General features: G+C 36.8%; 11 protein-coding genes. All 11 read right to left on the bottom strand.

Annotated elements, in window-relative coordinates; genetic code table 11:
* Positions 1-467: 467 nt before the first annotated feature.
* The 11 genes from AN34_RS05780 to AN34_RS05730 all read right to left on the bottom strand — a co-directional run bounded on the left by AN34_RS05780 (position 468) and on the right by AN34_RS05730 (position 15,129).
* The gene (locus AN34_RS05780) at positions 468-2,108 is read right to left on the bottom strand and encodes a hypothetical protein (RefSeq protein ID WP_029283217.1); all 1,641 of its coding nucleotides are present in this window, start codon (positions 2,106-2,108) and stop codon (positions 468-470) included.
* 149 nt (positions 2,109-2,257) lie between these two features.
* Positions 2,258-3,781 carry an Ig-like domain repeat protein gene (locus tag AN34_RS05775; protein WP_157263210.1) on the bottom strand — a complete coding sequence of 508 codons (1,524 nt, stop codon included), beginning with the start codon at positions 3,779-3,781 and terminating at the stop codon, positions 2,258-2,260.
* 37 nt (positions 3,782-3,818) lie between these two features.
* Complete coding sequence (locus AN34_RS05770; RefSeq protein ID WP_051666258.1) at positions 3,819-6,626, bottom strand: TonB-dependent receptor; 2,808 nt, start codon at positions 6,624-6,626, stop codon at positions 3,819-3,821.
* A 115-nt stretch (positions 6,627-6,741) separates the two neighbouring features.
* Positions 6,742-7,257, bottom strand: coding sequence for a DUF962 domain-containing protein (locus AN34_RS05765; RefSeq protein WP_029283211.1), 516 nt, complete (start codon positions 7,255-7,257; stop codon positions 6,742-6,744).
* 463 nt (positions 7,258-7,720) lie between these two features.
* Positions 7,721-9,292 (bottom strand): ribonuclease Y, encoded by a 1,572-nt coding sequence (gene rny / locus AN34_RS05760; RefSeq protein ID WP_029283209.1) that lies wholly within the window; start codon positions 9,290-9,292, stop codon positions 7,721-7,723.
* Positions 9,293-9,602: 310 nt separating this feature from the next.
* Positions 9,603-9,893 carry a cell division protein ZapA gene (locus tag AN34_RS05755; protein WP_029283207.1) on the bottom strand — a complete coding sequence of 97 codons (291 nt, stop codon included), beginning with the start codon at positions 9,891-9,893 and terminating at the stop codon, positions 9,603-9,605.
* Positions 9,894-9,926: 33 nt separating this feature from the next.
* Positions 9,927-10,217, bottom strand: a complete 291-nt coding sequence (locus AN34_RS05750) for a hypothetical protein (RefSeq protein WP_029283205.1) — start codon at positions 10,215-10,217, stop codon at positions 9,927-9,929.
* 31 nt (positions 10,218-10,248) lie between these two features.
* On the bottom strand, positions 10,249-12,732 hold the full coding sequence (pheT, locus tag AN34_RS05745) for a phenylalanine--tRNA ligase subunit beta (RefSeq protein ID WP_029283203.1): 2,484 nt from the start codon (positions 12,730-12,732) through the stop codon (positions 10,249-10,251).
* A 616-nt stretch (positions 12,733-13,348) separates the two neighbouring features.
* Positions 13,349-13,543 (bottom strand): hypothetical protein, encoded by a 195-nt coding sequence (locus AN34_RS05740; RefSeq protein WP_029283201.1) that lies wholly within the window; start codon positions 13,541-13,543, stop codon positions 13,349-13,351.
* A 1-nt stretch (position 13,544) separates the two neighbouring features.
* Positions 13,545-13,733, bottom strand: a complete 189-nt coding sequence (locus tag AN34_RS05735) for a hypothetical protein (protein WP_029283199.1) — start codon at positions 13,731-13,733, stop codon at positions 13,545-13,547.
* A 1-nt stretch (position 13,734) separates the two neighbouring features.
* Positions 13,735-15,129, bottom strand: a complete 1,395-nt coding sequence (locus AN34_RS05730; protein WP_029283197.1) for a radical SAM protein — start codon at positions 15,127-15,129, stop codon at positions 13,735-13,737.
* Positions 15,130-15,133: the final 4 nt, after the last annotated feature.

The raw sequence follows: 15,133 nt of genomic DNA, 5'->3' as shown, positions 1-15,133 counted from the left end.
ATTGAATTTCTCTAAAAGTATCAAAGCCATATCTCGGTTTTAATAGCTTTGTGCGTTGCACTTAAACAAAAAAAGCCGAAACTAACATGTTTCGGCTTTAAATGTAGGTCACTTGCTCACTATTAAATCGCATTAGTCATTTTTATTTCTAATCCTAATTCAGTGAGATTTTATAATTCTAAAAATATGATTTTTATTTAATTTGATAAATGATTGAAAATAGATATTTGTCTTAATATTTGATAATCTAAAGTCAGACGTTGACTCCCTTACTTATATAACCCCTAAGTTCTTAGACCACAATATTAACCTATAGTAGCAGCAATATCAATACTAAAACTATATTTAAGTTCTTATTCCTTCACAAATTATAAGACTAATTTTATAAGTTATAAATCAATAAGGCATACATCAATCATAACGAAATATTACTTGTCTAAAGTTCGAAATTATTTTTTTTAATACTATTAAACTAAATTTATGGTAGGCTTAACTGTTTTTATTATGGTTACTGGTTGGGAACCATTGCTAGGTGTTACTAAAATGGTATAGCGGATTCGGATTCCATCAAGATCGCTAGCATTGTAGTAGGTTGTTCCCATAGTATAATCCTGACGATGCTGAACCTTAAACTGGATCGAAGTTTTGGTTCCGGTGCTCGTATTGCTGCCATATGCATAAATTTCATCTCCGATGATTTCTTTTCCATAATTTTCTGGCAAGCCATATGCTGGATCAGTTCTATCCAAAAATCGCTCTATCGTCGTTTTTTCGGAAGGAGGGCCATTGCTTTCATATCTTTGTTTGTATGGAACAAGCACATCGATCCTGGTAACTCTGACTGTTGTCCCATCACTTGTAACCTCTGGATTTGTTGGTAGCTGATACCCGATGAGTAATCCATGATGTAACGCTATACTATAATCATAGATATACTTTGGATTTGTACTAGAAGATCCAGATTCATTAGTTATTATCCTTTGATTTGATACAAATAATTCTGGGGCTAATGAAATATCTACTACACCTAAGACTTTGTTATAGCTAGGGACGTATCCTGGCGTATTGGCATTTGCAGATCCTGGCATAGCCAAGGTTGTACTTACGATACCACTATTATTAGTTATCGATCCCGTTAAATTGGTCTCCACTTTCAATTTTAGATCTACGACCTGTGGACTAGTAGCACTGCCGCCTAATATTGCACTGAAAAACCCTTTTACCGCACCTGACAACCCTCCTTTCACGCCATCTTCTATAGCTTTTGTTAAATCCGTTCCAAATAATTTTGATTTAGGTAATTTTAGCTTACCTATAGCTTTAAAACCAGCAACATGTATAGCCGTGTTTCCTAAATTTCCCAATAGGCTACCCAAATTGAAACCTCCGGGAGTTGCTGTACCTACAGTACCATTCAAGGTTCCGTTAGAAACTCCATTTAGGACAATTTGTGATAAATTTGTTGAAGATACATTCCAAACGAAATTTAAATTCTCATGATTCGAATTCACAATAGTTGGATCGTACGCTACTTCATATTGACACGCATACCAAGCGCCAGTTGATAAGATTTGATAATTTTGGATCTTAGTTACTGATTTTTGAACATTTTCAGGATCAATAATTTCTTTAGAAAAATTCATTATTGAAGATGGAAATTCTCCAGAGATCCCTAATCCATCACTGAAATAAGAGGATGCGTAAGGGCTTCCCGGAGGTAGATAAAGGTAAAAACGTATTATTCCTCTATACTTATTATAAAGTGCGAAAAAATTAGGTGAGGTCAATTGTGTCGGACTAAAAGTATTGTACACCAGATTCCAACCGTCGGCTTTTTTAAAATCGAAAGCGATCTCATCTGGAAATAACTGATTACTTCCAGATGCCCATGGCACCAGAATAGGGCTTGAGCCGGAAGGAGTTGGCATATAATCGGCAGTTTCCCAGTCAAAGACATGAGTTGGGATAACTGCCATTTTATTTGGTATTTTCAGGTCGGCAGATGCTAAGATGGGGCTAACTTCTTTTTTACAACCGAAAATAAAGGTTGCAACTCCTAAAACAACAACCATTGCAATTTTGAGCGTTTTGATTTTTAAATTTTTCATATCTCAATAATAATGGTGGCATATTAAATCACTGTAAACACATAATTAATAATACATTAATTAAGATTTAAACTTACTTTTAAATAAATATATAAAACAAAAAAGCCAGATATCGCTATCTGGCTCTTCTGAAATTGAATTACTAATTTTTAGTATACATTAGTTTGAGGTGTGAAATTGGCCCAGCCTGCAGTCCAGTCTGAAGTTCCAAATGCACCACGGTGACTCACCACATCAAAACCAGTTAAACCTGTAAAACTTGCACCAGCTAAAAGTATCGATCCAGTATTCAATGTGAATTTTGGTGTAGCACCTAAATCAAAAATACTACCATCAATACCTAAATCTTCCCATTTGGCGTAAGTCTCGTTTCCAAATGAAGTTGTTTTGAACCAAACATCAATGGTTTGAGCACCAACATTACCTGTTGATTTAGTTTCAACTCCGATTGGATTAGGGAACGTTGTAGTTCCGCCAGTTCCATAGCCATTTGCACCCCAACCGTCTACACCAGCAAGAACATTGTTTTTCAATACCAATTCGCCAGCTGCTGCATTAGCCAAAGTTGTCGAGCCATCAATAAATAATCCATTAGGATAGGCCGTGAAAACCGAATTATAAATTTTAATTTTATTATTTCTTCTCAAATGCATTGCATTTTGAAATTGAGTTGAAATTGTTTTAGTTCTGTCTTTCTTTGGACCGATGATGGTTACGTTCGAAAACTGTGGAGAAGTAAAAGGTGCTACGCTAGAACCAGTTCCATCATTATCCACTTCAAAACCATTAGATCCTGATTGATCGGCAGAATTTGCATCACGGATACCCACAGCGAACTGTACAGTACCGCGGAAACCAAAATCTACATCAAAATCATCATCAAGACCACGATATGCAATTAAGTGCTTTACATTAACAGTTCCACCGAACCACTCAAAAGCATCATCTAAACCATACGAACACTGCACATAATCAATCACCGTTCCAGAGCCAACAGAACCCATTGTTAAAGAGTTTACCTCTTGGTTTGGATTAATTGGTGTACCCGCATAATCAATTCTAACATATTTTAAAATACCAGAATTATCTGCATCATTAGTACCACCATGCCAGCCTTCATAAGCACCTTCAAGTTCGGCTTCTCCTCCAGATTGATTGTTAGTTGCTTTTCCACATAATACAACGCCACCCCAATCACCTGGTTCGCGTAAACCCGCAGCACGCTCAGATGTAAAAATAATCGGCTGAGTAGCGGTACCTTCAGCAATTAATTTGTTACCTCTTTGTACCACTAAAGTACCTTTAGTTTCCCTATCACCAATAATCACGGTACCAGCCTCAATCGTTAAGGTAACCCCCTCTACAGCAGCTAAGGCAGCTTTGTTTTTAGGGTCTCTTCCTACTCTTACAAAACCGTTAAGTCTGTAAATGTTATCCTTGGTCCATTTTGTGTTAGTTGTAATACTGCCGGCGGCCACTTCAACTATTGGTTTCGTAAATCCTGTAGCTGGATTAGGTGTAGTTCCACCCCCTGTGCCTGAATTGTATCCGGCTTCATTATATTCAATAACAGTTGTTTTTTTACATGAACTAAAAATTAATGTTCCTGCCAAAACAAATGCCATTGTTTTAAGTGCGTTAGTACCAAATTTTGGCTTGTAAAGCTTTTTCATATTCATTTTTTTGTTTTTATGTCTTTTTAAATATTTGTTAAAATAGTTTGTATGAAAGTGTTAATCCGAATTGACGACCACTTTTGTACTGTGCCGTAACCTGATCCACTAATTGATCAAAATTTCCATCTTGATTTCCGTCCTGCATCAAAGTAAAGTTTTGATTCAGCAAATCATTAAAGTTTGCTTTTAATGAAAGTTTGTTAGTGAAATTTTTAGTTACTACTAAATCAATCACATTTCTAGGCATCTCATAGATATCCCTAATCAAATCCGTACCTACAAATGCAATGCGTTTACCGGCTACATTATAAAGAAGGTTAACCTGAAATTTAGACTTGATATTATTGTAGAATAAAGCCGCATTAAGAATATATGGAGACTGACCCTGCATTGGACGGTTATTGGATTGTCCGATTGCACTTGCATCATCGAACATTACTTTACTATTAATGTACGAGGCATTTAATAGTAATGTGATATCATTCAGAAATTTGCTTTCACTTAAACCTGCTAATGATTTGCGCATTTCTAGCTCTACCCCAACATTTCTTACTTTTTGAGCATTATTAAAATTAAAAGACTGCGCATTAGAACCAGGTATTGCAGTCATTTCAATTGCATCCTTAAACTTTTTATAAAACCCCGAAATGCTGATTAACTCGCCTGAAGATGGATAGAATTCATATTTTAAATCATAATTATCAATTTTCGCAGTTTTTAAGTTAGGGTTACCAGCAACATTAAAATTTTGATCAAAATCATAAAAGGAGAAAGGAGCAATCTCTCTGAATTCAGGTCTGTTTAATGTTTTACCATAGGCCAGTCTAAATAATGATTTTTCATTTAAATTAAACTGTAAATTGGCCGAAGGCAATACTCTGGTAATATCGTTATTTACATTAACAGGACCATCAGCATCAAAACTATTTAGCTTTTGGATATTATTTTCAACCCTTGCACCCGCTACAATGGTTAGCTTATCTTTGTATGGCAAAATAAAATTGGCATACCCAGCGAAAAGTTTATTAGAAGCATCATAGTTATCGTAAGGATTGGATTTTTCATCCAGTCTTATTCCTGTAGTCGTATTTATATTTTTCCAATCGAAAAGTTCCTCTATAGTTCCTTTCAATAAAGACTGATCAAAATTTAAAGAGTTTGCCCTTACATAACCTATATTCCTGGAAGAAAATGTTCTTTGTTTATCCTCATAATAACCTCCAACCTTTACCGATGGCTTAAAACCTTCAGATTTTGGAGCAAGCGCCTGTTCTACATTAAATGCACCTGTTTTAATGTCTTCATTCATTTTAGAATAAAATCTTCCTAAAAATTCAGGTTGAGCACCACCCGTTGGTACGAAAATATTAAATGTACCATCTCCGTTAGCCAATGTTCTGTAACGTGAATAATCTGGCTGATCTCTAAAAGATTTACTATAACCAGCTACCCAATCAAATTTTGTATGTTCATCATTAAATTTATGTGTTCCGGATAATTGTCCGGAGTAAATTCCACGGTATAAAACATTAGATGCAAAATTTGCATACTCTTGTTGTTTTTCAGCGCCCATTCTACTTACATATTGAGATGTACTCAATTGATTATATAAGTTTTTAAACTCGAATGTATTGTTGTTATCTAATTTAAATGCCCAGTTATGAACCACACCTAAACGTACATTATAAGTATATTGATCATCATTATATCTGTAGTTTTCTTCAGCAATTTTTGAAACTGGATCATAAACCTCATAATTACCTCTAAAAACCGCATTATTTGTTTTACTATTGCTGTAAGTTATCGCGGTAATATTACCCAGTAGTTTGTTATTGATATTGAATCGTTTACTTCCATAAATATTCAGTTTCTGATCTAGATTAGCCGTATTTACATCTGGCACCCAATTGTTCCTAAGGGCATGACCGGCTGCATTTAATTTACTGGAATTAACACTGTTTAGGTTTGAAGGAAAATTTACAGGCAGATCATTATCTCCTGTATTGAAGCCCGTAAAATATAAACTTCCCGTATTGGTTCTCTTAAAATCCTTAAAAGTTGCATTCTGACGGTAACTTGTACCATAATCAATGGTTAATCGGTCATCATCAGGAATACTCTTGAGGAAAACTTTTACAACACCTCCCGCAAAATCAGCTGGAATATCTGCAGAAGGGCTTTTATAAACCAATACACGATCGATTTGATTACTTGGAATTAAATCAAAAGAGAAGGATCTGACGTCTGTTTCCAAACTCGGTGCAGTTACGTTATTTAGTTGCACATTATTATATCGCTCAGCTAACCCTCGAATATTAATGAAACGATTATCAACAATGGTAATACCAGGAACACGTTTTACAACTTGTGCGGCATCAGTATCTCCAGATCTTTGAATGGTTTGTGACGATACACCATTTGCTATAGACTGAGATTTTTTTAATTCTGCTAATAACGATACTTCAGTACCCGTTTTTCTGGCGCCTGTAATCACAACATCATTAAGTGTTGATTGATCGTCCTCCATTACTACATCAACTGTCGTTGTTTTTCCAGGAGTAACTTTTACATTTGGAATGATTTGTTTCTTAAAAGAAATAAATGAAAAACTTATTCTGTATATACCAGGTTTTACAGTATTTAAAGTATAATTTCCTTCTGCATCACTGGTTGTACCGATCGATGTCCCTTCTATTAAAACTGATAACCCAACTAAGGTTTGACCCGTAGTTTTATCCGTTATTTTTCCAGAAATTTTTCCTGTCTGCGCATACGAGAGTATGCTGATCGTTAAAGCGAACACAGTAAGTGCCGCTCTTTTAAAAGAGTTTAGTAAGTCCAATTTGCCTTTATTTGATAAGGGCAAAGCTATTACCACAGTGTTAACTACAGGTTAGGTGTTAATTAACATTCCTTTACCTTAAGGTTAATTAGAAGTTAACGATTTTAAGTTACTACTAATAACGAATCCCTGTTTTCTTGCATATAAAGTGTAATAGCCAGATCGGACCTATTAACAAAAACTTAACATCATCCAAAAAAGATGGTTTCTTGCCTTCAATTTTATGCCCGATAAACTGCCCAATCCAGGCTGCAATAAAAATGGTGGAGTAAATAACATAAGCAGTCCCACTTCCTAAACCTACTGCCTGTTCTATCTTTACAATAATATAGCTCATTAAACCAATTACCCAGATCATCATAAAAAACAACACCGGTGAAAGGGTAAAATAATAATATAAACTGAAAGCCAACAGAAAAGAAGCCCAGTTGAAAAAGCCATTATAACTACCTAGAAAACCAATGTAAGGAAAAGGAATTTGCCAAACCAGGCCAAGTAAACTAAACACAATTAAAGGAACACAAATCCAGTGCACCAGTTTATTGGTTGGATTTTGATGGCTTTCGGCATATTTGTCAAAAAGGACATCAACAGGGCGCTTGGGTTCTATGTTTACAGTTGACTTACTCATGTTGTAAAATTATAAAAAAATGGCGGGGTAACGTAAGTTTTAACCACAGATTTGCACGGATAGACACAGATGTGATCAGCAACCTTTCATATAATGAATCGGTAAACAGAGAATGTTAAAAATCAATTGCCACGGAGTCGCGGAAGACGCAGAAACTATTCCTATTCCTTGCATGCTGTGTTTCCGTGGCAAACTAATAAGTGGTAATAAAATCAACTCTAAAAAAGCTACCAAAAAAATCAAATTGCTTTACACAATCTGTGGAATCCCTCAATCCGTATAATCATCCGCTTTAGCGTATCTGTATAATCAACCACTTTAGTGTGATAATACTTAGGCGCGTCGCCGAGAGGTTAAGCGCAAAAAAAAAGCGATGAACATTGCCATCGCTTTATATAATCTATGTAATCCTTTAATCTATGTAATCAACCACTTTAGTGTAAAATCTGCTCAATCATTTTAGTTATTTCGCAAACGCCACCGAACGTGTTTCACGAATTACGGTAACCTTAATCTGACCAGGATAAGTCATCTCTGTTTGAATACGGGTCGAAATATCTGCAGCCAATAATTCTGCCTGTGCATCTGTAATTCTTTCGCTTTCTACAATTACACGCAGTTCTCTACCAGCCTGGATAGCAAAAGTTTTCTCTACACCCGGGTAAGATAGTGCCAGTTCTTCCAAATCTTTTAAACGCTTAATGTAGCTCTCTACTACCTCTCTACGTGCACCCGGACGGGCACCTGAAATGGCATCACAAGCTTGAATAATCGGCGAAATCATCGAAGTCATCTCGATTTCATCGTGGTGGGCACCAATGGCATTACAAATTTCAGGATGCTCCTTATATTTTTCAGCCAATTGCATTCCTAAAATCGCGTGAGGCAATTCAGGATTATCATCAGGTACCTTACCAATATCATGTAACAAACCAGCACGTTTAGCCATTTTTGCGTTTAAACCCAATTCTGCCGCCATTGTTGCACAGAAATTAGCCACTTCACGAGAGTGATGTAACAGGTTCTGACCATAAGAAGAACGGTAACGCATGCGTCCAACCATACGAATCAGTTCAGGGTGTAAACCATGAATCCCTAAATCAATTACCGTACGCTCACCGATCTCTACAATCTCATCTTCAATTTGCTTTTTGGTTTTCGCTACAATCTCTTCAATACGGGCTGGGTGAATACGACCATCTGTAACCAAACGATGTAAAGCCAAACGGGCAATTTCCCTTCTTACCGGGTCAAAACCAGATAAAATAATCGCTTCCGGTGTATCATCAACAATAATCTCGATACCGGTAGCAGCCTCTAAAGCACGGATATTTCTACCCTCTCTACCAATTACACGACCTTTAATTTCATCACTTTCTATATGGAAAATAGAAACCGAATTTTCAATCGCCGCTTCAGTAGCCGTACGTTGAATGGTTTGAATCACCACCTTTTTAGCCTCTTTACTGGCTGTTAATTTCGCTTCATCAACAATATCCTTAATCTGGATCATGGCTTGTGTACGTGCCACTTCCTTTAAATTATCTACTAATTGATTTTTTGCTTCTTCGGCAGATAGACCCGCAATGGTTTCCAACTGCGTTAAATGCTGATTTTTTAATACTTCAACTTCCTCTTGTTTCTTAAGGGCTAATTCAGTTTGTTTTTCAAGATTTGCTTTCTGCTTATCCAGTTCCTGCTCTTTTTTGTTGAAGTTTTCCATACGCTGATTAACAGATTGTTCTTTCTGTTTCATCGTATTTTCGCGTTGGTTAATGGTATTATTTTTAGCATTTACCTCCTGCTCATGCTCTGCTTTCAATTGCAAAAATTTCTCTTTTGCTTCTAAAAGTTTATTCTTTTTTAAGATTTCTGCATTATTCTCTGCATCTTTTAAAATCTTTTTAACCTTGTTTTGAGCGGCAACTTCCTGCCCTTTAAGCAAGTTGCGTAGTAAGAACCTTCCTACCGCTATACCGATACCTAAGCCTGCTATTAAGGCAAATATGTATCCTAGAATTTCCGTTATCTCCATTTTGTTTTTTAAGTAAAAAAAAACCGCAACTAATTTTTAAAGTCTCATTATTTTAAACCTCAACTAAGCATAATTGGGATTTAAGCCATTTTCAGGTGCCGAAGCAGATGAAATACGCCCTCTTAACCCCATAGATATTGAAGTGTTAAGTTTTATAAATTTTGAAACTCAAAAACTAGCCGCGGCTATGTCTTTATGCTAATTATAGAAATTCGTCATCCTGATCCGATAGCCATCGGATTTATTTCAAGATCTTGTTATAAAGGCGCTGAAACGAGTTCAGCGTGACGAATCGCCAAAGAACGATCCTTTATTTTTTGAAAAAATCATTGAGTAAAACATCCAATTCTTCAACTTTATCAGCAACAGCAGTATCCTGGCTTTGTACCTTGTTTTCTGTCCTTAGTACGGCCGTTGCATAATGCAGTACAGCCATAGAAAGTAGATCCTGCTTATCTCTAACCGCATAATTATCCTGATAATCCTTTATGCGCTCATTGATCATTTTAGCTGCCCGTCTCACAATTTCTTCCTCTTCAGTATTTACCTTTAATGGATAGATACGGTCGGAAATGGTTATTTTAATCGAGATTTCTCCCATTTGTTAGCTTAGTTTCTGATTTCTACGCATCATTTATTTTTTAAGCAATGCGATACTTTTATCAATCTCCCGCACAAAATCGTTAATTTTTTGTTTAATGTCAAGTGATTTTTCACTTGTACCTTCTATACTTTTAGCCAGTTTAGTTACTCTTAATTTTTCTTCAAGATCTGTACGCTGTGCTTTCGAAGTATCAACGGCAACTTTTAACGATTGATTTTCAAGCTTTAATAAATCATTTTCTTCTTGCAAAGCATGACATAACTCTATTAAACGAGCTGTTTTTTGTAATACCTTATCTAATTGATCTGCAACAGAAGCCATGAATTTATTTCTAAAAATACGAATTTATATTTTATTTCCTAATTTCTGCACCTGCTTGCTGCGTTAAATTCGCAATGAGCTTCTGCATAGTACTTTCTATTTGCTTATCCGTTAAGGTTTGCTCTTCATCCTGTAAGGTAAAATTTAAAGCATATGACTTCTTACCTTCTGGCAATTTATCGCCAACATACACATCAAAAACCCCCACTTCCTTAATCAGCTTTTTATCCGTTTTAAAAGCAATGCCTTTTAATGTATCAAATGTTACAGACTGATCAATTAACAGTGATAAGTCTCTGCGCACCTGCGGATATTTCGAAAGCTCCTTATTTACGATTTTATTTTTCCTTACAATATCTAAAATTGCAGCCCAGTCAAAATCAGCATAAAAAACCTCTGCATGAACATCTGCCACCTTACGATCTGGTTTACTTGCCGCACCAAAACTCACAATCACTTTATCTCCACGGAAATATTTAATTCCATAAGCAAAGTGTTCATCATTTAAAGTATCGGTTTGATAGCTGGAAATCCCTAAACGCGATATAATCGCATCTACAGCGGCCTTCAAATTGTAAAATGAAACTGATTTAGCATTTTGATTCCATTGCTCGCCTTGTTTTGCACCAGAAATTAACATAAATAACCTCGGGCGCTCCACATACTTTTGATTTGTTGTTGATTGTTTTTCATCTGTAATCAAGCTATCAGAAGCGGCGGTCTTATTATTTTTCTGTTCGCTTCTGATGGTTTCATTAATCAAATGATACGTTTTACCAAACTCATAAAACTTAACATCGCCACTTTTCCGGTTCTGATTGTAGGCAACACTTTCCAAAGCCGGCATTAACATATGCTGACGCATCACATTTAAATCACTACTTAAAGGATTTAAAATAAATACGGCTTCATCCAGATTTTTAGAATAGGCAGATTTAGTTAATGAATTACACATAATTTCCGCATAACCATTAGCGGTTAACAAATCTGCAATTACATTTTGTGTATTTTCTTTCTCAGGCTTAACACTGTATGAGAGTGATGCATTTACCTTTGATGGAATTTCAATATTGTTATACCCATAAATACGCAATACCTCTTCAGTAATGTCACATTCGCGAGTCACATCCACTTTGAATGAAGGAACCCTTAAAGCCAAAGTATCATCAGAAGTACTGGTAGCTGTAATGCCTAAAGCCGTAAGAATATGCTTAATTTCTGCCGAAGGAATATTTGCGCCAATTAATTTATTGATATTGGTATAGCTTACTTCAAATTCAAACGGACGAATGTGATTTGGATAAATATCAGAAACGGATGACGATATTTCGCCTCCCGCTATTTCTTTTATTAAAATGGCTGCATATTTCAATGCAGTAACCGTAATTTCAGGATCAGTACCTCTTTCAAAACGGAAAGAAGCATCAGTTTTTAAACCATGTCGCTTTGCGGTTTTACGTACGGAAACCGAATTGAAATAGGCACTTTCTAAGAAGATATTTTTAGTGTTGGCATCAACACCCGAAGTTTTCCCGCCAAACACACCGGCAATACACATAGGCGCTTCAGCATTGCAAATCATCAAATCATCTGCACTCAACTTCCTGGTTACATCATCAAGTGTTATAAATTCGGTTCCCTCGGCTACTTTCTTTACAACTACCTTGCCACCAGCAATTTTATCCGCATCGAAAGCATGTAAAGGCTGACCTAAACCATGTAAAACATAGTTGGTAATATCAACCACATTATTAATCGGACGAAGGCCAATTACTTTCAGTTTATCTTTTAACCAATCAGGAGATTCTGTAACCGTAACGCCAGATAGGGTTACACTACTATAACGCGGACAAGCATCCAAATCTTCTACTTCAACGGGAATAACTAAATTTTCGTTATCGGTTTTAAAGGTAGATAGGTCTGGCATTTCATACTCACTTCTAAAATAAGCGGCCAGATCTCTGGCTACACCTAAATGAGAAGCTGCATCAGCACGGTTTGGTGTTAAACCAATCTCGAAAACAAAATCATCATCCATCTTAAAATGATCTTTAGCACGGATTCCGATTTCAGTATCTTCAGCCAGGATCATAATACCATCGTGAGATTTGCCTAAACCAATTTCATCTTCGGCGCAGATCATTCCTTGCGAAACCTCTCCCCTGATTTTTGATTCCTTGATTTTAAAAGGTTCACCTTCCAAAGGATACACGGTAGTGCCAACAGTCGCCACAACTACTTTTTGTCCGGCGCCAACATTTGGTGCTCCACAAACTATCTGAAGATTTTCTTTCCCACCTACGTTCACAGTAGTTACACGTAAACGATCAGCGTTAGGATGTTGTACACAGGTTAAAACCTCACCAATAACCAACCCCTCTAATCCACCTATTACAGGCTGAATTTTATCTACACTTTCTACCTCCAGGCCTATATCAGTCAGGATTAAGGAAAGCGCTTGTGGTGTCTGATCTATTTGAACGAATTGTTTTAACCAGTTATATGATATTTTCATTTTTCGAGTATCAAGTATTAAGTATCAGGAATCAAAACAACTCTTGATACGTTAATTTCATAAAACGCAAAGATATTATTAAAAGCTTAAAGCAGAAAACTAAACCAGAAATCTTAATACAATAAGTACTAAATTCTAATCAAGCTGTTGGCAACTCAACAACCGTGGTTTCCGTCATCCCGACTGAAGCGCAGTCCCGAAGTTTCGGGAGAGAGATCCTTGAACCAAGCAAACTCTGCACTCGTCATCTCGACTGAAGCGCAGCGAAACAGAGAGATCATTGAACCAAGCAAACTGTGCCTTCGTCATCCCGACTGAAGCGCAGCGAAACAGAGAGATCCTAGAACCAAGCAAACTGTGCCTTCGTCATCTCGACTGAAGCGCAGCGAAACAGAGAGATCATTGAACCAAGCAAACCTTGTACTCGTCATCTCGACTGAAGCGCAGCGAAACAGAGAGATCCTTGAACCAAGCAAACTGTGCCTTCGTCATCCCGACTGAAGCGCAGTCCCGAAGTTTCGGGAGAGAGATCCTTGAACCAAACAAACCACCAACTTTAAAAGATTCCTCCACTGCGGTCGGACGATCATGGAATAAGATTAGTAACAAACAAACCCTAGTTCCTAATATTCAAATTAGATAAAATTACCGCACAGGCGCCCACACCGATAACCACCATAATCACTGAGATAATAATGAGTTTTAATCCTGATTTTACAGATTCATTTTTTGCTGACTTGATAATCACCTGAACAACACCAGCAATAAACAGAATAACAACGCTAATCCAATAGATGATGATAAGTCCCATTTTAAGAGTTTGCTAACATTAATGCACAGGCACCCCCACCAATCACAACCAAAATAATGGAGGCAATCAGCATTTGAACACCTAGTTTTACAGGCTGATTGTTTGATGATTTTACAATAATGGTAATGATCCCAGCAATGAACAAACCTACAATGGCAAGTCCATAAAGAAAAAACAAAACTACAATCATATTAATTTATATTTAATTTTTCCCTGATGGCATCAATCTTATGGTCACGATAAAAAATATTCATCGTTTCGAAAGGCACCATCTTATATTGATCACTCACAATATGAACACAGGATTTCTTCACCGCCCGGACATCAAAATCAAGAGGATCCATAAAGTTCATAATAATGATGCGAAACAGATTATCATAACTCAAATTATCTGATTTTACCCGGGGCAAACAACACATCAGTTCACCAAAAGTATCTTCAGCACAATCTACAGAAACACCCGTGCTAAATAAATTAAGCATATGTTCTTTCAATTTCTCATCATGCTCAAAAACAATGGTATTTTTAGAATTGTTCAGCAAATCTTCGGGATTAATCAAATGCGTCATTGGAATCACCTCATCACCTATTTTTAAAGCATAAGCCATACAAAGCGCATCCGGATTACAAGGCACCGGAATTAAATCCTGCGGAGTAAACGTTGGGTATTGCTCATAAATTTTGCGCCTCACCTCAGTTAAGGTAATTCTTCCTTGCTGGTCATTGTAATCATCATTCCTACCGGCAACCTGCGTAGGCTGAAAAGTTACCCCACGAACACAACGTTGCTTCAAAGCATAATCCAGGATATCACCAATTTCATGATCATTTAAACCATTTTGTAAAGTCACCACTAATGTAGTAGACACATTGAATTGATTCAGGTGCTCAATTGCTTTCTTTCTAACTTCAGTTAAATCCTCGCCCCTCATTTTAGTTAATACCTCCGGACTAAAACTATCGAATTGGAGATAAATTTCGAAATCAGGCATATAAGAAGCCAGTTTCTCTACGAAATTAATGTCTTTTGCAATCCTGATACCATTGGTGTTCACCATCAAATGTTTGATCGGTTTGGTTTTAGCCAGATCAAGTATTTTGAAAAATTCAGGATGAACGGTAGGCTCACCGCCAGAAAGTTGAACCACATCAGGCTCACCCTCATTCGCCACCACCACATCCATCATGCGCTCAATTTCAGTTAACGTCCTGTGCCTTCCATAATTGGGCGATGACATGGCATAACAAGTAGGGCAAGCTAAATTACAGCGATCCGTCACTTCAATAACAGTCAGGCAAGAATGCTGTTCATGATCGGTACAAAGGCCACAATCATACGGGCAACCGTAATGCACTTTAGTATTAAACTTCAGCGGCATTTCTGATTGCTTATTGTAATTGCGGATTTGCTTATAATACTCCACATCATCCGCAATCATCACTTTACTATCGCCATGCGTTCTGCAGTTTTTCAACATAAAAACCTTGGCATCCTGAAAAACAATTTTTGCATCGCAAAGCTGGAGGCATTCCGGACAAAGACTCTTGGTATAATCGTAATAAATATAATCTCTCGTATTGGCCATATCC

The organism is Pedobacter sp. R20-19 (genome assembly GCF_000708265.2).
GTDB lineage: Bacteria > Bacteroidota > Bacteroidia > Sphingobacteriales > Sphingobacteriaceae > Pedobacter.
Note: the sequence above shows the minus strand (reverse complement) of the source record. Positions and strands in the feature narration are given on the sequence as shown.

Excerpts from the sequence above, each read along its gene's own strand:
- AN34_RS05735 (WP_029283199.1), bottom strand. The coding sequence starts at position 13,733 with ATGATTGTAGTTTTGTTTTTTCTTTATGGACTTGCCATTGTAGGTTTG.
- pheT (WP_029283203.1), bottom strand. The coding sequence starts at position 12,732 with ATGAAAATATCATATAACTGGTTAAAACAATTCGTTCAAATAGATCAG.
- AN34_RS05750 (WP_029283205.1), bottom strand. The coding sequence starts at position 10,217 with ATGGCTTCTGTTGCAGATCAATTAGATAAGGTATTACAAAAAACAGCT.
- rny (WP_029283209.1), bottom strand. The coding sequence starts at position 9,292 with ATGGAGATAACGGAAATTCTAGGATACATATTTGCCTTAATAGCAGGC.
- AN34_RS05740 (WP_029283201.1), bottom strand. The coding sequence starts at position 13,543 with ATGGGACTTATCATCATCTATTGGATTAGCGTTGTTATTCTGTTTATT.
- AN34_RS05780 (WP_029283217.1), bottom strand. The coding sequence starts at position 2,108 with ATGAAAAATTTAAAAATCAAAACGCTCAAAATTGCAATGGTTGTTGTT.
- AN34_RS05775 (WP_157263210.1), bottom strand. The coding sequence starts at position 3,781 with ATGAAAAAGCTTTACAAGCCAAAATTTGGTACTAACGCACTTAAAACA.
- AN34_RS05765 (WP_029283211.1), bottom strand. The coding sequence starts at position 7,257 with ATGAGTAAGTCAACTGTAAACATAGAACCCAAGCGCCCTGTTGATGTC.
- AN34_RS05730 (WP_029283197.1), bottom strand. The coding sequence starts at position 15,129 with ATGGCCAATACGAGAGATTATATTTATTACGATTATACCAAGAGTCTT.
- AN34_RS05755 (WP_029283207.1), bottom strand. The coding sequence starts at position 9,893 with ATGGGAGAAATCTCGATTAAAATAACCATTTCCGACCGTATCTATCCA.